General features: G+C 46.9%; 21 protein-coding genes. 9 read left to right on the forward strand and 12 right to left on the reverse strand.

The features are described 5' to 3' along the window. Positions 1-210: 210 nt before the first annotated feature. The 5 genes from NG796_RS00005 to NG796_RS00025 form a co-directional block, all read right to left on the reverse strand. Positions 211-1224: an AI-2E family transporter gene (locus NG796_RS00005; protein ID WP_261203861.1), complete on the reverse strand. Its 1014-nt coding sequence runs from the start codon at positions 1222-1224 to the stop codon at positions 211-213. Between the two features lie 345 nt (positions 1225-1569). Then, positions 1570-2538 (reverse strand): glycosyltransferase, encoded by a 969-nt coding sequence (locus tag NG796_RS00010; RefSeq protein WP_261203862.1) that lies wholly within the window; start codon positions 2536-2538, stop codon positions 1570-1572. A gap of 179 nt (positions 2539-2717) precedes the next feature. Further along, positions 2718-3476, reverse strand: a complete 759-nt coding sequence (locus NG796_RS00015; protein WP_261203863.1) for a metallophosphoesterase family protein — start codon at positions 3474-3476, stop codon at positions 2718-2720. 129 nt (positions 3477-3605) lie between these two features. After that, entirely contained in the window at positions 3606-4349 is a 744-nt protein-coding gene (locus NG796_RS00020; protein ID WP_261203864.1) for a DUF1995 family protein, read from the reverse strand. Positions 4350-4738: 389 nt separating this feature from the next. Further along, on the reverse strand, positions 4739-5947 hold the full coding sequence (locus tag NG796_RS00025; protein WP_261203865.1) for a NupC/NupG family nucleoside CNT transporter: 1209 nt from the start codon (positions 5945-5947) through the stop codon (positions 4739-4741). Between the two features lie 172 nt (positions 5948-6119). Here NG796_RS00025 and NG796_RS00030 point away from each other — a divergent pair, with 172 nt between their 5' ends. The 3 genes from NG796_RS00030 (at position 6120) to NG796_RS00040 (ending at position 7874) form a co-directional block, all read left to right on the forward strand. Continuing rightward, on the forward strand, positions 6120-6554 hold the full coding sequence (locus NG796_RS00030) for a ubiquinol-cytochrome c reductase iron-sulfur subunit (RefSeq protein WP_261203866.1): 435 nt from the start codon (positions 6120-6122) through the stop codon (positions 6552-6554). A 220-nt stretch (positions 6555-6774) separates the two neighbouring features. Further along, the gene (locus NG796_RS00035; RefSeq protein WP_261203867.1) at positions 6775-7008 is read left to right on the forward strand and encodes a hypothetical protein; all 234 of its coding nucleotides are present in this window, start codon (positions 6775-6777) and stop codon (positions 7006-7008) included. 335 nt (positions 7009-7343) lie between these two features. Further along, positions 7344-7874: a DUF4330 domain-containing protein gene (locus NG796_RS00040; protein ID WP_261203868.1), complete on the forward strand. Its 531-nt coding sequence runs from the start codon at positions 7344-7346 to the stop codon at positions 7872-7874. A 158-nt stretch (positions 7875-8032) separates the two neighbouring features. Here NG796_RS00040 and NG796_RS00045 read toward each other — a convergent pair whose 3' ends face one another. Continuing rightward, a complete protein-coding gene (locus NG796_RS00045) occupies positions 8033-8965 on the reverse strand; it encodes an alpha/beta fold hydrolase (protein ID WP_261203869.1) in 933 nt (310 codons plus the stop codon). Between the two features lie 363 nt (positions 8966-9328). On the opposite strand from NG796_RS00045, the gene NG796_RS00050 reads away from it, so the two are divergent. From NG796_RS00050 to NG796_RS00060, 3 genes are all read left to right on the forward strand, one after another. Beyond that, complete coding sequence (locus NG796_RS00050; RefSeq protein WP_261203870.1) at positions 9329-9514, forward strand: hypothetical protein; 186 nt, start codon at positions 9329-9331, stop codon at positions 9512-9514. Between the two features lie 121 nt (positions 9515-9635). Further along, positions 9636-10241 (forward strand): hypothetical protein, encoded by a 606-nt coding sequence (locus tag NG796_RS00055; RefSeq protein ID WP_261203871.1) that lies wholly within the window; start codon positions 9636-9638, stop codon positions 10239-10241. Positions 10242-10774: 533 nt separating this feature from the next. Beyond that, positions 10775-11560: a hypothetical protein gene (locus tag NG796_RS00060; protein WP_261203872.1), complete on the forward strand. Its 786-nt coding sequence runs from the start codon at positions 10775-10777 to the stop codon at positions 11558-11560. A gap of 109 nt (positions 11561-11669) precedes the next feature. On the opposite strand, the gene glp is transcribed toward NG796_RS00060, so the two are convergent. Further along, a complete protein-coding gene (gene glp / locus NG796_RS00065) occupies positions 11670-12920 on the reverse strand; it encodes a gephyrin-like molybdotransferase Glp (protein WP_261203873.1) in 1251 nt (416 codons plus the stop codon). 173 nt (positions 12921-13093) lie between these two features. Continuing rightward, entirely contained in the window at positions 13094-13339 is a 246-nt protein-coding gene (locus NG796_RS00070) for a hypothetical protein (RefSeq protein ID WP_261197026.1), read from the reverse strand. Between the two features lie 407 nt (positions 13340-13746). Here NG796_RS00070 and cobO point away from each other — a divergent pair, with 407 nt between their 5' ends. Then, the gene (gene cobO / locus NG796_RS00075) at positions 13747-14424 is read left to right on the forward strand and encodes a cob(I)yrinic acid a,c-diamide adenosyltransferase (RefSeq protein WP_261203874.1); all 678 of its coding nucleotides are present in this window, start codon (positions 13747-13749) and stop codon (positions 14422-14424) included. A gap of 120 nt (positions 14425-14544) precedes the next feature. Here cobO and NG796_RS00080 read toward each other — a convergent pair whose 3' ends face one another. Beyond that, entirely contained in the window at positions 14545-15171 is a 627-nt protein-coding gene (locus NG796_RS00080) for a hypothetical protein (RefSeq protein ID WP_261203875.1), read from the reverse strand. A 297-nt stretch (positions 15172-15468) separates the two neighbouring features. Here NG796_RS00080 and NG796_RS00085 point away from each other — a divergent pair, with 297 nt between their 5' ends. Next, complete coding sequence (locus NG796_RS00085; protein WP_261203876.1) at positions 15469-15672, forward strand: hypothetical protein; 204 nt, start codon at positions 15469-15471, stop codon at positions 15670-15672. A gap of 274 nt (positions 15673-15946) precedes the next feature. Here the strand turns inward: NG796_RS00085 and NG796_RS00090 are convergent, their stop codons facing one another. Beyond that, complete coding sequence (locus NG796_RS00090) at positions 15947-17683, reverse strand: helicase HerA domain-containing protein (protein WP_261203877.1); 1737 nt, start codon at positions 17681-17683, stop codon at positions 15947-15949. A 210-nt stretch (positions 17684-17893) separates the two neighbouring features. Continuing rightward, a complete protein-coding gene (locus NG796_RS00095; protein WP_261203878.1) occupies positions 17894-18697 on the reverse strand; it encodes a glutathione S-transferase family protein in 804 nt (267 codons plus the stop codon). A 238-nt stretch (positions 18698-18935) separates the two neighbouring features. Between NG796_RS00095 and NG796_RS00100 the strand changes: the two genes are divergently transcribed. Next, a complete protein-coding gene (locus tag NG796_RS00100; RefSeq protein ID WP_261203879.1) occupies positions 18936-19151 on the forward strand; it encodes a hypothetical protein in 216 nt (71 codons plus the stop codon). A 32-nt stretch (positions 19152-19183) separates the two neighbouring features. Here the strand turns inward: NG796_RS00100 and NG796_RS00105 are convergent, their stop codons facing one another. Then, positions 19184-20347 (reverse strand): DUF4336 domain-containing protein, encoded by a 1164-nt coding sequence (locus NG796_RS00105; RefSeq protein ID WP_261203880.1) that lies wholly within the window; start codon positions 20345-20347, stop codon positions 19184-19186. Positions 20348-20402 lie beyond the last annotated feature (55 nt).

The following is a 20402-nucleotide window of genomic DNA, read 5'->3' on the forward strand; positions in this document are numbered from 1 at the left end:
CCCTTCCACTTCCAGTGAGCCTTCTGTTATGGTTTCCCATCTCAGGGAGTAGGGTCAAAAATGAGCGAACCGTAAGTCTAAATATCTGTACTTCCTGAAGCGATGGACGGTTATTCTCCAAACTAGAACACTTATCTTGTAATTCAGATTAACCGGGTATTATAACCCGGTTTTTTCTACTAAAAGCCGGGATTTTACTTAATTTTAACCTTATTTATCTCCTTTCATTTCATCAATTCCCCCCAAGCTAATTAACACTCCACTCAGGGGAATCGCTAAAAATATTCCCATTATTCCTGCAACCCTCGCCCCAATTAATAAAGCCAAAAACATAATAACCGGATTAATATTGATAGAATTCTTCATAATTCGGGGCATCAGTAAATTTTCTTCAACCTGCTGAAGCAGAATACAAGTTACCAAAACCTTAAGACAGAGCCAAATTCCTTGAGGTAATAAAACCAGGCAAATTAAACTAATTCCTAATGTTGCCCCAATTCCGGGAATTAAATCAAAAAACCCTCCGACTGCTGCCAAAATTAAAGCATAAGGAATATCAAAAATGACAAACAACACAAAACAAGACACGGCAAAAAATATGGATAAAATTAACCGGCCCCAAAAGAATCCTAGAAAATTTTTTTGAATAGCCAGAGTAATATCACTTCGCCAATGAGAGGGAAAAACCTTGAGAAACAAATTCCATACTTGTGGGCCATCTAAAAGCATAAAAAATGCTACCACTGTGATTAAAATTAAATCTACAAAGTTAATTAATATCTTTTGAATTGTCATTAATCCCACCCCTATTCCTGCCAAAGCTTCCTCTCTCAGACGGTCTTCAATGGCTGTTAAATCCAACTCTAAATTTCGACGAGCTAAGACTTCTTGAATGTAGTCTAATACATCCAAAAGACCCTGTAAGAGTTCAGGAGATTGTTCCAGCAATTCTTGAGCTTGGGATAAGACGGCAACCCCTAGGGTAATGGTAAGTCCCCCGAACAGGAGGAGACTGGCTAAAAAGACTAAAATTACGGCAATATTATGGGGAAACCATCGTTGAATCCATTTCACGGGGTAATGCAGCAAAAATGCTAAAATAGCCGCAAAAATAAAAATCACAATAACGGTTTGAAAGTATCCGAATACTTGAATAATTGCCCAAGCTAAAGTTAATAAGAGCAAGTAGCGTAAGAGTTTATAATTATTTAATTGCGACCACATATTGGGCCTAGACCGTTTGCTCATTGTTTTAGGGTATAATTTTAAGGGAGAGAATGGAATAGAACAAAAACCATGTGTATAGAGGGATGGAATGGGAGAGAATCTGTGAGTTTCATGAACTCCCCGTTAGGTTGATGAGAGGCGATCGCTAATGCCTGAAAATTAGATTCCCTAACCTGTTGTGATGCCAGAGACCCCAGTCATAGGCGATCGCCATGTTTGGCAAGAGATCTAATCAATCCAGTCTGTACCCCCCGCATTTAGGATGATTTCTGGTAGCAAAAACCTCCCCTTTTCCCAATGAGGAATACTCCATAATAGTCTCCCCTTTCAAGACTCAACAGCTTATCCCTTTTTGAGCTTAATAATCTCTCGCCAAGCGGTAAAAATATCCCGTTCTTCTTGTTCTGAAGAATAATTTTTATGGATAAAATCTGCTGCTTTTTTATGCTTTTCCATTAAAAGCTGGGGTTGGGTATTATAAATTCCAATTAGCTTTTCCACGGTATGAGCAAATTCAATAATATCCCCACTTTCTACGGGAAACGAAAAATCGGGTAAAAAATATTCCTTCCCGCCCCATCCATGATACCCGACAGCTAAACAGCCCGAAGCCATTGCTTCAGCGGGGGGTAAGGAGAACCCCTCTGAATAACAAAAGCTCAAAAAGATTAAAGACTCTCGAAAAATTTGGGCAACTTCTTTTTGAGGTTTTTTTTCAATAGGAATGAGGTCAAATCCATTTAAAGCATTTCTAAATTTTAAAATATTAATCACCTGTTTAGCATCTCGTTGCATTTTTCGGTCCATCCAGCAGATTTGTTTTTTCTTAATGGGATGATAGTAAAACAGGTCGGTATCAATAGAATGATGAATCCGAAAGAGTCGGGTTTGAGGAAAGACATACTGTAAATAATTTAAACTATTTTCGGAGGCAACGAGGACCGCGACCACATCGGGAGATTGATAAGGGGTTTCTAAGTTATATTTGTCGAAAGAATATTCATTAAAAGTATTATAGCAACCTTGATTGTAAATGACTTTGCGGAGGCCCGGTAATAGATTACCACTTTTGGGGGTTGCTGTTTCCGGCATTACGAAAAAGTCATCAGCTTTGAGTTTAATTTTAGGAAGATAAGCAATTTGGGTTTGATTTTCAAACCAATCGCATCGAAAGCCTTCATCATCATGGACAATAAACGCAGAAAATCCATGTTTATTTAAAACATCAACGTGCCGATAGAGCATTTTCACCCCGCCAATCGGTACGTTAGTGTCTGGATAGCAGACAAAATAGATATTGGGTTGCGTCATTTTTTCAAACAATTGAGAGTCTATTACAGCAGCAATGAAGGGATGGGAAGACTAGATATAGCAGTCCCGGCAGGGTGTTGATACAGTAAGGTTAGAAACCCGGTTTCTTGTCCTGCTTGTTGTGGCATCCATTCATGGGTTGCTTTATTTTAAAACGGGAAGGGGTCAAAGGGTGAGGGCTAGGGACAAACAGCCCCTTGCTTGGAGTGAATGGAAACTACTGCCTCTTGTAGAGACAATTTTCGCACTTTGCCTTTGAAGAGGTTGATTTGGTAAACTTGGCGATGGGTGAGGTCGAAGGCGGATAACCAGCCACTCATGGGATGATAAGCCCCCGTGTCAATATCCAGCCAGCCGTTCCCTTTGGCGAGTTGTCCGGGTTTGATCCCTTTAAAGGTAAAGGTGATAGTATGGCCGACGACGATGAGTTTATTGGGAAAATAAGGCTTACGGATATTGTGGAAGGGTGCGCGGATCCAGCAAAAGTCTTCCGCCCCTTGATCGTGAATGGGAAGATCGGGATGAACCCCGGCATGAACTAACCAGGCGTCGCCCAAATCGAGGTAGAGGGGAAGGGTTTGCATCCAGGCGACATCTTCTAACAGGGCTTCGCTGGGATGGGAGTAGAGTTTGGGATAGCTGGTTAAGGTATTTTGTCCCCCACTGTAGCGCCAAGCTTGGAGTGCAGCTTGGTTCACTTTACCATTGCCGCAGGCGTTGATGAGAAGATGTTCATGGTTACCAAGGAGGCAAGTAAATTTGTTATCCCGGACTAATTTAACCACGGAGGCACTATCGGGACCGCGATCGATTAAGTCCCCAAGGAAGTAGAGGCGATCGTCTGCGGTGGGACCGATCGCCTCTAGGAGTTTGACGAGTGCCTCATAATGACCGTGGACATCCCCGATCGCAATGCGTCGGTAGTTAATTTTGCTCATGAGTTGCCTGGGTAAACAAGCTGGGCTATTCCTGCTAGGGGTTAAAGAAAACGACGCCAGTCCGTCCCTATGCCAACTGAAGACTCGGACGCACTGGAGTCATGTTCCTATTATTCCCTGATTCCCAGCTTATTGACTTAATGCCCGTAAAAAGCGCTTCATATTGGTCATTAAGCCGGGTTTTTTGGGGGCAGTTAAGGGCGTATTGCTGCCTTCCTCTGTGGATTCTTCAGCAGTTCCTGTCGCTTGGGTAATTAATCGTTCTAAGTCATCCCCGACGGGTTTGGCGGCAGTTTCTGAAATAAGTTCGTAGGTGTCGCCCTTTTCTAGCCAGACTTGCCAGGGACTGGGATAGCAGCGAAAGACAGCATATCCTTCTTTCGGTTGGATGTGGTAGCAGGTTTCAATGGTGGAGAGAAATCGTTCCCTAAGTTGTCTTCCGGCTAAACCAATGCCAATAATGGCGACATTTTCCAACTTCGGCAGGAGGATCACCGTGGGGCGATCGCCCGCTTGTTCGCACATTTTCTCTAGGGTATTGACTTCCACCGCAGAAGGTTCCACAAAGAGAAATCCTTCGTCTTCCGGTTGGATTTGTCCCTTGGGTTCACTCAATCCGCGAATGATATAGGGCCTTTCTCCCCAATCTCGACGGGCTAAGGCAGCGGCCCCCGCATCGGGAAAGTACACTTTAAAGCGATCGCCAAACAAGTCCTCAAATATGGGGAGAAATTCTTCGGCGATCGGTTGAACTTTCAGTTCCGGGATCCCGATTTCGACTTGTACCAGCCGGTATCCATCCTCTAGGGCAGCTTTGGTGGCTATTTTTGCTTGGGCGATCGCCTCATCTAAATCTTTGGGTAGTTCAGGCATTAATCTCTCAATTATCAACGGGTTTATTTTTACGCTTGAAGGTTCGACAGAATCATCGGTTCTTCTGTCTCGGCAAGTCGGTACAGTAACGGGAAGACAAACCGGATTTGTTCACTCCGTTTCTGCGGGATTTGCCCTCAAATTAGGCCAAAACCCCGGGTTCTTGTCCCGGGAATCTCATCCTGTACCGATGCCCTAGTCTCTCTCATTGTAAATCGAATGGGGTTGGATTCTCGGTCTAATCCTGTGCCTTCCTTTCCGTCCTTCCCATTCCACCCCTGGTTTTACCACGGGCGATCGCAGGAGGCTTGTTTTGGAATGCAAGCCGCTTGCTCGCTAGGATTGAAGTGAATAAGATGCTCGTATCCTCATCAATTGAACAGCCGGACTTATAACAACAGTCCAGCGATACAAGCGGTCATAAAACAGGCGATGGAACCGGCGAACATTGCCCTAACTCCTAAGCGGGCTAAATCCCCTTGGCGATTGGGGGCGATCGCGCTGATGCCACCAATTTGAATGGCGATCGAACCCAAGTTAGAAAAGCCACATAAGGCATAAGTTGCAATCACCACCGCACGGGGAGAAATTGCCTGATTTTCAATCAATTGTTTTAAATCCAAATAGGCAATAAACTCATTCAAAATTGTCTTTTTCCCCAACAGCATTGCTACCGCTTCCAAATCAGCCCAAGGAACTCCCATCAACCAAGCAATGGGGGCCATTAAATAGGATAAAATCAACTCAAAAGACAGGGAAGGAAATCCCACCCAACTGCCCATCCAGCCCAATCCCGCATTTAACAAGGCGACCAATCCTAAAAAAGCAATCAACATCGCTGCTACATTTAAGGCTAATTTTAACCCTTCAATGGCTCCGGACGTTATGGCATCAATGGCATTGACATAAGGACTTTCGCGGTTGATTTCGATGTGACCGGCGGTGGAAGATTTTTCAGTTTCCGGATACAATAACTTAGAAACGGCCAAAGAGGCCGGTGCAGACATCACCGAAGCGGATAACAAATGTTCCACCGGAATTCCGAAAGAAATATAGGCGGCTAATACCCCTCCAGCAATGGTGGCAAATCCTCCGGTCATCACCGCATGAAGTTCGGAATTTGTCATGTCAGCAAGATAGGGTTTAATCAGCAGCGGGGCTTCCACTTGTCCTACAAAAATATTCGCCGCAGAAGAGAGGGATTCGGCACCAGAAGTTTTCATGGTTCGCATCATCACCCAAGCAATACCCTGGACAACCCGCTGTAAAATTCCGTAGTGATAAAGGAGGGTAATGCAGGCGGAAAAAAAGATGATAGTAGGTAAAATTTTAAAGGCAAAAAAATGTTCTTTGAAGTTTTCGCCAAAGACAAAAACCGCTCCGACATCGGCAAAATTCAGAAAATCATTGACGCGATCGCCTAAAAACTTAAAGAGGGCGAAACCCGGTGTTGTCCTGAGAATAAACAGCGCAAAGAACAGTTGCAACCCAATTCCCCAGAGGACCGTTCGCCACCGGATGGCTTGTCGGTTGACCGAAAACGCATAAGATATCCCGACAAATGTAATTAATCCCAACAGAGAAATTAAGCGTTCCATGAGCTTTCCCCCCAAAGCGCCAGAATAGTCAAATCATATCAAGTCCGTTGGACAAAAGCGATCGCCAGAAATCGTGATCCCCACAACCCTCCTTTAGAAAAAAAGGCCCTGGGTAGATTTTGTCAAGCGGTCTATTATAGAAATATTCTTTATCTCTTCACGAGTTAAGCCTATGAAGCGTCGAGAGTTTTTAAGCTGGGTTGGTGTCGGTGGGGTTGCCAGTTTTTTACCCCTGGCGATCGCTGCCTGTACCACCTCGGGCGAATCCAGAGCAGAAGTATCGACTACGCCAGGGAAATTTGAGGCAGTCGGAACAGTCGCTCAATTAGAGGCTGAGGGTCAAATTCTGAATGAAAATTTTAAAAATGGAGCCATTTCTGTAACGCGCAATCCAGAAGATTCTGAACTCCTTTATGCCGTAAATCCGACTTGTACTCATCAAGGCTGTCTGGTAGATTGGAACGGTGGAGAACGTAAGTACATCTGTCCTTGTCATGGGACCGAATATTCTCCTGATGGCACGCTTCTCAAAGGTCCTGCTGAAGAAAATCTCCCGCCCTATTTAGTCAAAATAGAAGGAGATCAGGTGTTAGTCCAAGCGATTTAAACCCTAAGTCTACGCCAACTTCAACACTGATTCATTGCCATCAAGATCGCCGAAGTGGCGATCGCCCTGCCTAAAAATTTTCGATTGATTCATCCCGACTTTGTACATGAGGATCCGTATAGCGTCCATGCCTACCCAATGAGTTAGGAGAACAGGGATGCACCTCCAGTTTTTAGGCAGGGTTAGCCTATTTTTATTCTTTTTTTCGCTACCGGCCCTCATGCAACCATTAGATCCAGCCGGTTGTTCCAACGCGAGTCCGAATCAATCCATTCCCTATTCGGCCCGGGACAAACTCGCTGAATCTATCCTGAATGCCGCTAAAAATAGTTCCAAAACTACCCAAGCGGCCCTGTTTGTACTCCCACACCAACTCCAGGGCGATCGCCGGGATGCCACGGATTTAAGTGTGATCTCCATTCCCCACTTCCATAAGGCTACTTGTCGCCCGTAATCTCCAAGGGCGCAGGTTTTGCGCCCTTGATACTGCAAATTTTCCGGTAACGGCGGCGATCGCATTCTTATCCCCACTAAGCCAGCCGTCTCAAATTAGTAGTAACAACTTAAGTGAGCAAGATGCTCACACGATAAGGGTTTCAACCTTGCACCCCTTCCCCAAGCTCTGGAGGACTGCTCTAGACTTCTAACTCTTATGATAATCTGACAGCAGATATCCACCTATCCCCATCTTTCTGTTCGGTGGATGGATCACAGATAGCTCAAACCCTTGAAAAGGGAAAATAGTTCACCCCTCAGTTCTGTCTCGCTAAAGTAGGACGACTTGATTTTATGAAGATTTTGGATCGCCAAGGCCGCTTATTTGGCAAAATCAGCATTCTTGACCTGGGTGCTGCCTTGGTCATTCTCCTGGTAATCATCGGCATCTTTTTCTTTCCCGGTACTTCCGGTTCTGTTGCCCAAATTGGTGGGGTAACCACGAAACCTGTTGAGGTTGACTTGATCGTTCGGGGACTGAGTGTGCGGGACCCGGAAGCCCTACTTCGGGAATTTCAAGAAAAGGGCAAAACGAATGTGATTATCCGCAATCAGCCTTATGGTCAAGTTGACGTCAAATCCGTAGAACTTCTCACCCGAACCCTAGCCGTTCCCCAACCCGATGGTTCTGTTAAGGCATTACCCGACCCTAGGCAAGAAGAATCATTTAGCGCTAATTTGCTGATGACCTTGAAGGGAAATGCCAAAATTACTGAGGATGGTCCAGTTCTCGGCAATAGCAAAGTCAAAATCGGCACGCCGATGGAACTGGAAGGCACTACTTATAACTTTAATGCCAGTGTAATTGACGTGCGGATTCCCTAAGCTGCGATCGCCTCAATTTTAGAAGCGTTTCCAAATGTAATGCCTTGTCCTGAGAGTCAAGAAAAGAAAACCGGGTTTCTTCATCCCATTTTTGGCAATCTGTCAAAAATCTGGGCAAGAAACCCGGTTTCTTAATTTGGGGATCTCAAACTGATGTCTTAAGTCCGGGCAAATTCTGGCGATCGCTCAGTGAGTTCCAGCAAAAATCTACGGATTAGACCAATAGTGACCGCAGGAACTTCCAATTGGGGCGTTAATCCCACGGTTTCAAGCTGGATGAACTGCCGAATCGCCGACGGGTTGAGACTGGCGAGACGCTTGCCGAGTTCGGGTCCAGTAAATTGGGACTCGCGTCCCCAAATAAAGGCGGTGGGAGTGGTCAGTTGGGGGATATCCCGGGATAAATCAAAGCAGAGGTCCCCGCGTACGAAGGACAGGGCCGCATATTCCCCATTGGGTTCTAGGGCCGACTGTAGGTACGCTTGAACGATTTCTGGATAAATTAAGTCCGGATTGGCAAATTGTCGGCTTTGCAGGAAACCGCGAATTCCAGGTTCTGTGGCAATTCCCGTCCGATACAACAGTTGGTCTAGGATGGGAGTTTTCACCAGTTGGGCGAAAAAGCTGCTACTGTAATTTTCCCCAAAGTCGGAGAGTCCCGAGGGGGTGGTTAAAATTAAGCTTTTGAAGAATTCGGGATGGGCGATCGCCACTCGAATGGTGAAGGCAGCCGTCAGGGAAGAGGCGATCGCTACCACAGGTTCAGGACAAGTCTCTTCGATAAACTGGGTGAGGGTACTCAGATAGTCTTCAATTTGATAATTGCGTTCAGGATGTTCCGAACGTCCCCATCCGATTAAATCTGGGGCGAGAATCCGGTAGTCTCGGGCAAATGCGGGATAGACTTTCGACCACTCATAAGCAGAAGACCCCCCACCAAATCCGTGCAGGAAGAGTAAGGTCGGTTGGGTGGGGCGATCGCCCCTTTCCGAGGGTCCACCCTGCCAAAACTCTGGGCGATTCGTATAGTAAACCATGCGACCCAGGGAGGTCACAATTGAACCCTGGTCAAAACCGGGGGGTATAAACATCAATTTACCTCCTGATATCAAAATGATGATTCTTTCATTGGGACTCTACAATCTCCACCGTTCCGAGGCGATCGAGCTTTACACTCTCAGGCCCTCTCTCCTGAGCCATCTTTCGGAAAACGGGTTGCCAATGCAAAGGATTTATCAAGCCTAATCTAATTTTATAAAGTTTCCATAAAGTTCCGGATCCGCTTAAATCCGGCTATAGCCGGTTAAAACGCCTCTGCTGAAAGGATTTGGGAGGCGTTTTAGGTCTCGATATAATTTTCCCAGGGTACTGTTAAAATCGCCGCGATCAGACATAATTTACAGTGTGGGGTGTCACCCCTCATGCTTGCTCGGGACTGTCGGTAACCCAATCTGATGACCGATGACTGGATGGGGCTATCCAGTCAAGCCGGATATAGGGTGTGGTTTTGGCTCATGCGATCGGTTTGGGAAATAGGGGTTAATTTTTCCCGAAAGAATATTTCTGGGGTGAACATCTTTACCAACCGGGGAAAACCCCCGGTGGCAACTCAACAGGTGATGGAGTCCCTTGTGGAGTGATGCAAGGGCGTTATTGCCGGGATATGACCGAATGGGGTGCGACGATCGCCCCCGTTGAGTTCAAACACTTAAGGGTGGGTTCATCTGAATTAGCCAGAAGTAACTTTAATAGGGACCGATCATGATGATGCGTCAACGTGCAGTAATGGTAGAGCAATTTAATTCCGATAGCCGTGATTTCCCCAAAAAGCGGAATCTGGACTCGGTGATCAAGTTTAATCAAGTTCCCACCTTAGCCTCCTTTGCCGATAATTTAGCCGCTGAAACTGTCGAGTTAAGTCTAGTTGAACCGGAACTCGGGCCGATCATTTTAGATTTAGAAACCTTAAACTGTTTTGAAGTCGTAGAACGTCAATTTGAGAATCAAGGTGTCATTTTCAGCAATGCGATCGCGCTGGCCCCTTCTAATCCAGCTTTTCCCAGCAAATCAGGGCGCATTGTCATCATGGGTGCACCCAAAAGCGGGGCGATCGAAGTCACCTTTCTCCAACCCGTTCACCTTGTCAATAGCCTCGTAACCAGTTCCCGGCGCACTGTTCTTTGTGCATACAATGAACAAGGCGAACAAATAGCCGAAGTTGAAACCCTAGGACCCAATTTAGCTGGTTCCCCCTCTTTAATCCCTCCCAATACTGAACTCATTCTCAATGTTCCAAACATTCATCGAGTCACGTTTTATGCCTTTGATGGTCATCTTACCTTAGCGGAGTTTTCCTTTGCTATTTAGTCAGGAAAATTCTATAAACTTCAGTTCTTTAGCGCCTTTTATTCTCATATATAGTAAGGTTCTCAACCTGAATGAAAGGCGCTAATATAACAGAAAAACTTGCAGCAACCAAAACCAAAAACTTAGCGGGCAGTGCTGGATATTTTAATTCCTGAATTTATTTGGTTCTAACTATTTTTTAAAACTTTAATTAATTCATATTGTATCTTGTAGATTTAGATTATCCTATAATACAAAACCCGGTTGCAAAAAGGGGAAAAATGAGATATTTGTCCCTAAAAAAGTGTACAAATCCGACAATTCAATATCTTAATCAACTTTTTACGCGTTCCCAGGCTCTGCCTCATCATCCTCCAATCAGAGGCTCTACCCCCTTCTTTTCCTCCATCCGATTAAATAGGCAACCGATTCCCCCATCCCCCCAATGTCATCAATCTGGCGAATCTCTATCCAAAGATATTCCCAGAAACGCCGTATGAGCGTAAACTATATCCATCTTGTTTCTGTGACTCAGACGAAATAGGTAAAATAACGTGGCAAAGGGGTTATCGCAGTGGCAACAATGGGTCAACGAGTTATGGAGGGCGTCCCCTCTACTGAAGCAGGGCTTTGTTGACAAAACTGGCTCACCGATGCGAATCCGCTTAAGCGGCACTTGGCTGTTCGGGGGGACAGTGACGATCGCCTTGCTGATTTGGAACTGGAAACTCTTAGTCGCAACAGGGGCCGGGGTCCTGGTCATGTTGGCGACTTACATGATCCAGGGATGGAATTGGCATCAGGTGCGATCGCGCTTGAATCAGTCTCTTGGCGGTGCAAACCGTCAGGTGGCGATCGCCGTGGGGACCGGAGGACTTGCTACCCTGGGAAGTTACATGGCAGTCTCGATTTGGCTGGAATCCCCCAGTCCCTGGTTAGCAACCGCAGCGATCGCCCAGGGAATCATGACTTTCGCAACTTTAATTTTACTCCTCTGGCAAGGGCTAAATCATCAAGTGAGTTCTGAGGCAACTCATCTGAATGCCAGGGTGATGAATTTGACCGATTCAGACCCCCTCAAGCGTCTGATTGCGGTTCGCCAAATTACTAAATCTCTACCCATGACCCCCCTTGCGGAACGACGGGCGATCGCTGACTATTTTCGCCTGATGTTGTCTCGGGAAACTGAATCTCTGGTTCGCGATGCAGTTCTCGATGGACTCCAAGCGATCGAACCGGGTAAACAGCTTGGGGTAGGAATGGAACCTCTAGCAGTTCCTCCCTTGAAAAAGCGCACGCCGGTTAAAGTACGCCCTCGGGTTTATGAATATGAGGAATAGGGCGATCGGGGTTTTTCTGGCTGGGGGGAACGACTCAAGTCGTTACGACAAACTAAAGCGATGAGGCGGGAATTTGAACCCCCGCCGGTTGTCGCTATTCCAAACCGCATTAATGGTCGATCGCCAGCACTTGGATAGGGTCACCGGGTGCAAGGGTGGCAATTCCGACAGGAATCACCGCTAAGGCAGTGGTTTGGGCGAGATTAATCAAATTTCCTGAACTGTGACTGCCACCGGCTAATTCAAATTGGTAAGTGCCATCAATGCAGTGGATTTTCCCCCATAAATAGATTTCTCGGGGTCCTCCTCCGCGTAATTCTTGCTGCGATCGCGCCGTTAAAAACTGGGGTTCCCATCCCTGCTTCCACCCCGAGAACTTCCGCATCGCCGGTTGTACGAAGCGCCAGAAGGTGACTAAGGCGGAAACTGGATTTCCTGGCAAACCAAAATAGAGGACAGAAGAGGTGGAATCTTTCCGAGGAAAACTGGCAACGGTTAAGGGTTTCCCGGGTTTAATCGCTACTGCTTTGATGTGGATTTTGCCGCTTAATTGGCTCAGAATTTGTTCAACATAATCATAGTCGCCCACGGAGACGCCGCCTGTAGAGAGGACCATATCGGCAGTTGCTAACGCTTTGGCGATCGCCTGTTGCAGGGCCTCGGGTTGATCGCCCACAATTCCCATCAGCAAGGGTTCCCCCCCGGCGGCAGTGACGGCAGCGGCTAAAGCATATTGATTAGAGTCTACCAGTTGTCCGGGTTGTAAAGGTTGGCCCGGAGCAACTAACTCATCCCCCGTGGATAAGATAGCGACTTTACAACGGCGGTACACTGGCACTTGGGTAATTTGTGCTGTGGCAAGAATGGCAATATCTGGCGCACTCAGGACGATTCCGGGGGATAACAGGGGAGTTCCAGATTGGTAAAAGGAACCTTGATAACGCACCCATTCTCCCCGTTGCGAGGGGGCGGATAAGATTGCCACGCGATCGCCTTGGCGTTGGGTTTCTTCCTGAATTGTCACCGTATCCGCACCCGGTGGCATCATGGACCCGGTGAAAATTCGGGCCGCTTGTCCCTTATCAATCGTTTTTTGAGGGGGTTTCCCGGCAGGAATTTCTTCGATGATTTCCAATTGGACGGGGCGATCGCTACGAACTTCGGCGACATCTTCATAACGCACTGCATATCCATCCATCGCAGAGTTATCCCAATGGGGAAAATCTAAGCTTCCCTCCACGGATTCTGCCAAAACTCGCCCCCGGGCGGATAACAACTCGACCTGTTCGTGATCCTCAAGCGGATCCATTGGTTGCACTAACCCTAAGATGACTTCTTCTGCTTGTTTAACCGGCAACATGGACAATCAATCACCCCTTCAAACGGATGAAGTCAGTTTATCGGGTTTGGGTACTCCATGCCTGCCCAAGTCAGGGTCAGGGAAACCTGAATTAAGAATTAATAGTTAATCATTAATCATCTTTAATTCTTTAACGTTTTAATTCTCAATTCCGCTGTTTCACTCAGGCCGTCTTACTCTGGTTGGATCGGCGGTTCTCCGATCCCTAGCTCTTTTTTAGATTTTTTAAGCTGTTTCCAGAGTCCCTTAATGTCTTCGTAGGCTTGATCCGGGGAGATTTTGCCGCCGGTTTCCAAACCACAGATGTAGTTCACTTTTTGAGCAAATTCCTGTAAATTTGCATCAAAGGCTAAGTTTTCAGGTGAAAACTTACCATAGTATCGACTGCGCGGATAGAGAAAATCCGATTTGTCTGTCATAGCTTCCTCCGGAATCAACAATTAGCAGCTTTGACCCAAGCGGATCCAGGTGGGTGTTTTTCTGGGCCGTTGGTGAGGGGTTATCTGGGGAGGGAGGTCTAAACCTCTGACCCCCATTTAACCTGCTTATTTTTTAAGTTACATCCTTTAACCTATTCTTAATCTTAGAAAAACTCAACGTCATTTCTCCATCCTGCTCTCTCAGAAATTAGAGAATGCTACGGTAGCACCCTCCTCTCAGGGGCTTCAACCAGAAATCTTCCGATGAAATCTCCCCATAGGGATCTACCCTAGAGAGGAAACTTCTTGCATCATTTTAATGAATGAGGAGCGTTTGTCGGGGTGAGTGACCCCGTGAGGGAGTTTCCTGAATTCTGCAAGAGGGGTAGTCAAGGGAGGAACCAGGTATGGAAAGCAATGCTGATTTAGTGTCAGGGGAAAATTTATCGGGAGGAGAGACTGGGGGCGATCGCCTCTCATCCTCACTCAGCGACAGTCAGTATCAACAAAAGATGCAGCGGCGCAAAGAGGTCCAAGAACAACGGGTGGCCCTTGCTTCGGTTGAGAAGGGATTAATCGTGGTGAATACCGGAAATGGCAAGGGAAAAACTACGGCGGCGTTAGGGATGGTGTTGCGATCGCTCGGACATGGATTTCGGGTGGCGATCGTCCAGTTTATCAAAGGCGCTTGGGAACCCGCAGAAAAGGAAATTTTAAGCCACTTTAGCGATCGCCTGGAATTCCACGCAATGGGAGAAGGATTCACCTGGGAAACCCAGGACCGCGATCGGGACATTCAAAAAGCCCGTCAAGCTTGGGAAAAAGCTTTAAGTTTTATCACTAACCCCGACTATAAACTGGTCCTGCTTGATGAAATTAATGTCGCACTTAAGCTGGGTTATCTGCCTGTTGAGGAAGTCCTGGCGGGTTTAGAGCAAAAGCCCGAGGCGTCTCATGTCATCCTCACCGGCAGAGGCGCACCCGCACCCCTGATCGAACGTGCTGACTTAGTAACGGAAATGACTTTGATCAAGCATCCGTTTCGGGAACAAGGTGTTAAAGCCCAGCCCGGGATTGAATATTAATCCCAGGATCATCGAACTAAGCTGATTTTGACACCGCTCTTTGAACGTGAGCGCCTGTAGGTACAGTTGAGTTCCCGTAATGACACCCCATCGGGTGTCAGTTTTTTTGCTTCCCCAGGATTATTGGGGCCAAACTTTTTCTTGATAATTTTCTTTACAAACATTCAAAATCCGCTGATCATTCTCGCTAACTGTAGAGATGGATTGTAATCCTTCTAAGCGAACGATATTATCTCGGGCAGGATTTTGGGCCGAGGCGATCGGAGAATGTTCAATTCCCACTGCGTAAGAATACTCAGCATTCTCGTAGGTATCCACAATCGTCAGGGCTAACTGTTGCGGTTCCACCGTACCATATAAGCAATCAAACGACGAACTGGGCATATAAAATGCACCAATCAGTTGAGTAGAACGGACTTCAAAAACGAGATAGGCTCGTCCCAGTTGGTTCGGTTCAGAGGATTCTCCATAGAGATAAACCCCATCGGGTAAATTGTGGGTTCTCGTCACCGTTGCCGCATCTGCAACCCAAGCAGCAGAAGGACCGGATTGCGCGGTCACCGCTACCGGATTGGCGAGGGCAGCTAGGTTTCCCCCGCCTAAGATAGAGTAAGCTGTAGCCACTAACGTACAGACGCTGCCAGCAGCCCACTTATTCAATGCGGATAGGCATTGAGACCCTAGGGTTTGGGTCGCTGCATTCTGCTGAGTTTCTGAAAGAGTGGAGCAAAAAAATTTATTAAGCACCCTACATTTCCCCCTAAATACTTAAATTTTAAATCAGTGATTTTTTTTGAGAAAAGAGAAAGAATTGATATTTCTTACTGAGTAGATCCAGCACCACATTCCTGGATTACCGAATTTGTTTATAATTGTTTACAATCTTCGGAAGTGCCTTAATTCCCATACTAAACAGGCATCTGGCGAGTGACTATCCCTCTGTAGGAAGAAGAGTCATTCTAAACTGGGTGAAATCGTCGTAACCGATTGATTCCACAGTTCTAATTGAGTTAGGATTGCCAAATCACGACAAAAATGCCGGGTTTGACCGTTCTAAATACAGCGGTGAAATTGAGGAGTGAGAAGCAAAGTTATAAGAATCAGTGTAGACCGGATCGAGTCACGAGTCCAGAATTTACAGCAAAGCGATCGCAAAACTTAACAGATGCTGGCGATCGGGCGTTTGCTCAGGAGTGTTATCCCCTCGGCGATTCAGTTGGCAACCTTTATGGGGGAAATGGCCCCTAGTGTAGCGGGATGAGATTCAAGCGATCGGACAAAAAACCGAATTTCTCCACCCGATTGCTTGCTAATGATCAGCCTTTTGGTGAAGAAACTCGGTTTCTAACCCATGAATTACTCTCAGACTAAGGCTGGGTACTGTATTAAAATTACAGGCACAAGAAACCCGGTTGGTCTTCCCAAGGGAGTACCGACGCTCTCATAAAGGCGCTTAGTCTGGCATCGGAATAAGAAGGATCCTAAAGAGATTAGGCTTGGAAATTCTCTCACGCGCCCTTTTTTAAAACCCTAAATCCAATTTAGCTGATTCGGCAGCGGTTAATAGTAAATCGGTTTCCATGCCTTCCCAATCCATATCGCCGACTTCTTGATAGAATTTGGCATCATACGCACGAGTTTGGACGACGACGGGCATGGGAACGGCATGACCTAAAACGAGGGCTTGTTGCTTAGAATCTAGCTTGGAGAGAACGGATTTGAGATTTTGTCCCCCAGAAACGCCGGTGAAAATGGCATCAATGTCTTTTTCATCATTGAGTAAGGCGGTGATGCGGGTGCCGATTTGGGACATGACTTCGTTATCAATTCCCGAGGGCCGTTGATCGACTACGAGGAGGGTGACAAAGTATTTCCGCATTTCTCGGGCGATCGTGCCAAAGATGGTTTGGCGAACGGTGGCGCTATCTAGGAAACGGTGCGCTTCTTCGATGGTAATTACCAATTGTCTCGGGCGATCGCTGGGGTTTTTGGTTTGTAAAAATATCTCGGATTTTTCTACATAAGCCCGATGAATCCGCCGACTCAGAACATTGGTTACCAACATATAAGAGAGCATATTGGATTGTGACCCAAACTCAATGACTAAATGTTTACCGGCATTCAGTTTGTCCAAAATCTGCTTGACGTAATTTTGGGGACAGCTATTCCGGATATATTTGAGTTCATCCAACAGTCCGAGTTTGCGCTGTAATGCCATGATGGAGGCTTTATTCCCGCGCTTTTCATCGCAAAACATTTGGATGTCTTCATTACTCATAGCTAACAGTTGAGTAATCCAAGTCGTGCCAAATTCATTGCGCAGAATAATCGCATTTTCGATACTGGCTTCGGAGAGGTTTAACTCCCGTGAGACTAAGCGGATATCTTCGACTTCGATTTGGTCATAAGCGAGATACAATTCTTGAGCATCACGAACGCCGCGTCTACGGGTGGATTCGGGGTCAAGGGTATAAACTTCAACTTCGTTGGGGAAGAGTTGCCGTAAGCCTTTGACGGTACTAAATTTTTTACCTTCTGTTGCAGCTTCCCAACCATATTCGGAGTGCATATCAAAGATAAGATTCACGGCGGCTTGTTTGCGGATGATGCCGGAGAGGAGGAGGCGAGTGAGGAAGGATTTGCCGGTTCCAGATTTCCCAAACACGCCGTTACTGCGTTCGACGAAGCGATCGAGGTCGATACAAACGGGAACCTCCATATCCAGGGGTTGACCGATCGCAAAGTTGCGGCGATGGGGGTCGTCTTCCCAACCAAAGACGAGGCGAAAATCCCTCTCGCTGGCGTCATGAACTTGGGAGAAGTGACTAGGAATGGTTTTAACCGGCCTTAATTGCATTTCTCCCGTGGTATTAGCTTGGTAAGAGGCCAATCCGTTGGTTTTGAGTCCGTTATTTGCTGAGGTTTTCAATAGAGAATTCGGACTCCATCCCCCTTCATCGGTATCCGGAGTGAGCATTAACATGGGGGAGAGTTCGATTTTTCCATAAGTGCTGCTGCCTGCGAGCACTTCTTGCATGAAAGTATCTTCCGGGTGGGGAGGATTCATGGAAATGCGGTCGTTGGTGGTTCCTAAACAGACATCGGTGAGTAAACAGAAGAAATGCGATCGCGCACCTCGAACCACTAAAAATTTTCCGACCCGCATCTCTTCGACGGAGACATCGGGATGTAATTTGACTTCTAAACCTTTACTCAGAGAACCTTGGATAACAGAACCTAATGGGCGATCGGAATTCATAAGGCAATTTTTATAAAGGGAAAGGAAAAGGAAATGCTGCTATTTCAACACCTTGATGAAAAATTCTACATGATTTAGTCTCGTCAAGGTTATTTTCCGGTTCATCCTTTAGAAAAAATAGCACAGAATTCATGCAGCCTCCGTTAAAAAGCCACAAAAAAAGTATGTATGCTTTGAGCGCATACATACTTTTTTGACGGGAGTGATCGCTTATTCTATTTCAATGGAGGTGGGTTTTTGACCTGTACCAATAGGAGTAGTCGCGGTGTAGGGTAAGGGTTTGCGGAATTCGGTGTAAAGGCGATCGCGCCAGGTGAAAAAGGGTTCATACAGGGGATTGTCCGCAATTCCAATCACGCCTTTACCCCGCAATTTTTCGGGAATATTCAGATAGGGTCCGGCAGGGAATTTGAGCAGGATGGATAATCCAGCTACGGCTAAATCGGCCAGGGTGGGCTGATTTCCGGTTAAATAGGGACGATCTTGCAAAATCAGGCAGAGGGCTTCTAAATCTTGCTTGATCGCGTCTTCAGCGGATTTTACCGCATCAGGGGAGGCCCCGAGACCGGACCCGAGGGTTCTAAGAAGGTCCGACGGGACCGCTTCAATCAGATTTTTGAGGAAATCTGGGGTACTCGGTGGCAGCAATGCACTGCGGAAACTTTGATCCTGACTGATTCCCTGAAATAGGACGACTCGGCTTTTGGTCCCGATAGATTCATCTGCCCATTCTTCCATCATCAGGCACAATCCGCGTTGAGTGGGATCGGTGGGAAGAATGGGGCGATCGGGGTATTTTTGGTCTAAATATTTGGCGATTTTAGTTGAATCGGCAATTACCGTACTCCCATCTTTGAGAATGGGGACTTGGGATTGCCCGGAAAGTTGGTACACTTCGATCTGTCCAACTCCGGGAGTGACTTCCACTTTGCGGTACTCTAATCCTTTGTAATCCAGGATGAGTCTGACTTTTTCGCTGTATTGCGACAGTTCAAATTGATATAACTCTAGCATGAGACGGTCCTCTGGCTGTTTTGTTGTCCCTCTCAAGTGTATTAAAAATTTTACAATACTTCATGAAGTTTTTTGAGGGAGGGCTACAAAAGGAGATGGGGTGGCGATCGAACCTTAACAATTCGGGCGTTTTAAGGGAACTCTCTCTTGAGATAGATGACAGAGACTGATCGCCGTTTATTTGCCTTTCTATTACCTACACCTCCGGTCCCCTCCCCTTGCCAAGGGGAGGGTTAGGGTGGGGTCCACGCGCAAGTGCAAGCGCACTTGCGCGGTCAATGGGTGGGTGGAGAATCCTCGTGAGGTGGCGATCGCACCTCACGAAGAAGAGGTTTCCCAGTCTCCAGACAGGGGATTAAGCCCGAAAGAGTGTGTGAGGTGGCGATCGTCACCTCACGGGAACCCCACCCTAACCCTCCCCTTGGCAAGGGGAGGGGACCGGAGGTACAGTTAAATGTGAGAAAAATTCCCCTGAACATAAAAAACCTACTTTTGTAAGTTCCCCTGACGAGGGGGTGTAATTCCCCAGCGATCAAGGAGTTCGTCGATGGTTCGCAAGGTGGCAAAATCGCGATCGCTTAACGATGAATTCTCTCCCCTAACTGTATCGGTACTTGTATCTGGCGGCGATTCCAAAAAATTAAATGCTTGCCGAAACGCGTGCGGACCGATATTCAGAGGCGAGTCTAAGTGACAGGGAACAATTCGTTCAAACTGCCACCGCGCAACGGTATCAGCCCAAGTGAGAGTTTCTTTGGGGGCGCGGTTGAGAATCAAGGTTTGGAGGATCGGTGCGACAAACAGTCTGCCATCGCCGCGCAGGAGGTCAAAGGATGGTTTCCAGTCCGGTTGCCAGTCGAACGGGAAGATGCCAAAATAGGCTTTTTTAGAGCGATCGCTGACCTTTCGTGCCAGTTGAAACGCTTGTCGGAGTTTCAGAGTATTTAATGTGCTAGGGCTAAAATAAAAGGCAAACAAACAGATACGCTGCCATCCTTGGCGACGATTAGCGGGCGTGTCTTCTCGGACATCCGCCGCATTATCCCGCGCATGAAACAGCAGGGGATAAGGGTCAAGTTGCACGACTGCCGGGGGGTCTTCGGGGATAGATAGCACAGTATCCGTGACTAACAGCGATCGCGATGATCGATGGAAAAACGCCACTTCCCCAAATCGTCCCAATCCTAAATCAATCGGACCCAAAATTTCATAATCAAACTCATCGGCAAAGGGAACTTTGCTACTATCCCGGGGTAAGACTTGGGTGCGTCGTTGCGGCAACCCTAGCCAACTCAAGGGCAAATTCAGGGGAAAACTCCACTGAGACGGCGCTACAAACACTTGCGCCAAGGGAAACCGCCGCGCAAACGGACCGACAAATACCTTATGTTCTAGCCCGGAAACCGTGGGGAGGATAATATATTTAACGGGACCATGTTGAGACTCTAATGCCTGAACTTGCCTCACACATTCTGGCGTTGGGGCGATCGGGGCATAAACCAATAATCCTCCCCGTTCCAATCGGACCACTGTCATGCGAATGGGAACCACTACATACAGAATGCCTTGAATCTGCTCAAAAGTCCAGAGGGTATCTTTGACCACTTCTTGACAGAGGGTGCGCCTTCTGCCATAGGGGTACAGAGGCATTGCTAACCAAAAGGGCCATGATAGGTCCTTGGGTTGCAGACTTGGACTCAGTGCT

Origin of the sequence: Laspinema sp. D2d, assembly GCF_025370755.1 — a bacterium.
In the GTDB taxonomy this organism is placed as follows: domain Bacteria; phylum Cyanobacteriota; class Cyanobacteriia; order Cyanobacteriales; family Laspinemataceae; genus Laspinema.

Excerpts from the sequence above, each read along its gene's own strand:
- NG796_RS00070 (WP_261197026.1), bottom strand. The coding sequence starts at position 13,339 with ATGACAGACAAATCGGATTTTCTCTATCCGCGCAGTCGATACTATGGT.
- NG796_RS00055 (WP_261203871.1), top strand. The coding sequence starts at position 9,636 with ATGATGATGCGTCAACGTGCAGTAATGGTAGAGCAATTTAATTCCGAT.
- NG796_RS00020 (WP_261203864.1), bottom strand. The coding sequence starts at position 4,349 with ATGCCTGAACTACCCAAAGATTTAGATGAGGCGATCGCCCAAGCAAAA.
- NG796_RS00095 (WP_261203878.1), bottom strand. The coding sequence starts at position 18,697 with ATGCTAGAGTTATATCAATTTGAACTGTCGCAATACAGCGAAAAAGTC.
- NG796_RS00050 (WP_261203870.1), top strand. The coding sequence starts at position 9,329 with ATGACCGATGACTGGATGGGGCTATCCAGTCAAGCCGGATATAGGGTG.
- glp (WP_261203873.1), bottom strand. The coding sequence starts at position 12,920 with ATGTTGCCGGTTAAACAAGCAGAAGAAGTCATCTTAGGGTTAGTGCAA.
- NG796_RS00030 (WP_261203866.1), top strand. The coding sequence starts at position 6,120 with ATGAAGCGTCGAGAGTTTTTAAGCTGGGTTGGTGTCGGTGGGGTTGCC.
- NG796_RS00105 (WP_261203880.1), bottom strand. The coding sequence starts at position 20,347 with ATGCCTCTGTACCCCTATGGCAGAAGGCGCACCCTCTGTCAAGAAGTG.
- NG796_RS00010 (WP_261203862.1), bottom strand. The coding sequence starts at position 2,538 with ATGACGCAACCCAATATCTATTTTGTCTGCTATCCAGACACTAACGTA.
- NG796_RS00035 (WP_261203867.1), top strand. The coding sequence starts at position 6,775 with ATGCAACCATTAGATCCAGCCGGTTGTTCCAACGCGAGTCCGAATCAA.
- NG796_RS00025 (WP_261203865.1), bottom strand. The coding sequence starts at position 5,947 with ATGGAACGCTTAATTTCTCTGTTGGGATTAATTACATTTGTCGGGATA.
- cobO (WP_261203874.1), top strand. The coding sequence starts at position 13,747 with ATGGAAAGCAATGCTGATTTAGTGTCAGGGGAAAATTTATCGGGAGGA.
- NG796_RS00040 (WP_261203868.1), top strand. The coding sequence starts at position 7,344 with ATGAAGATTTTGGATCGCCAAGGCCGCTTATTTGGCAAAATCAGCATT.
- NG796_RS00045 (WP_261203869.1), bottom strand. The coding sequence starts at position 8,965 with ATGTTTATACCCCCCGGTTTTGACCAGGGTTCAATTGTGACCTCCCTG.
- NG796_RS00005 (WP_261203861.1), bottom strand. The coding sequence starts at position 1,224 with ATGTGGTCGCAATTAAATAATTATAAACTCTTACGCTACTTGCTCTTA.
- NG796_RS00090 (WP_261203877.1), bottom strand. The coding sequence starts at position 17,683 with ATGAATTCCGATCGCCCATTAGGTTCTGTTATCCAAGGTTCTCTGAGT.
- NG796_RS00015 (WP_261203863.1), bottom strand. The coding sequence starts at position 3,476 with ATGAGCAAAATTAACTACCGACGCATTGCGATCGGGGATGTCCACGGT.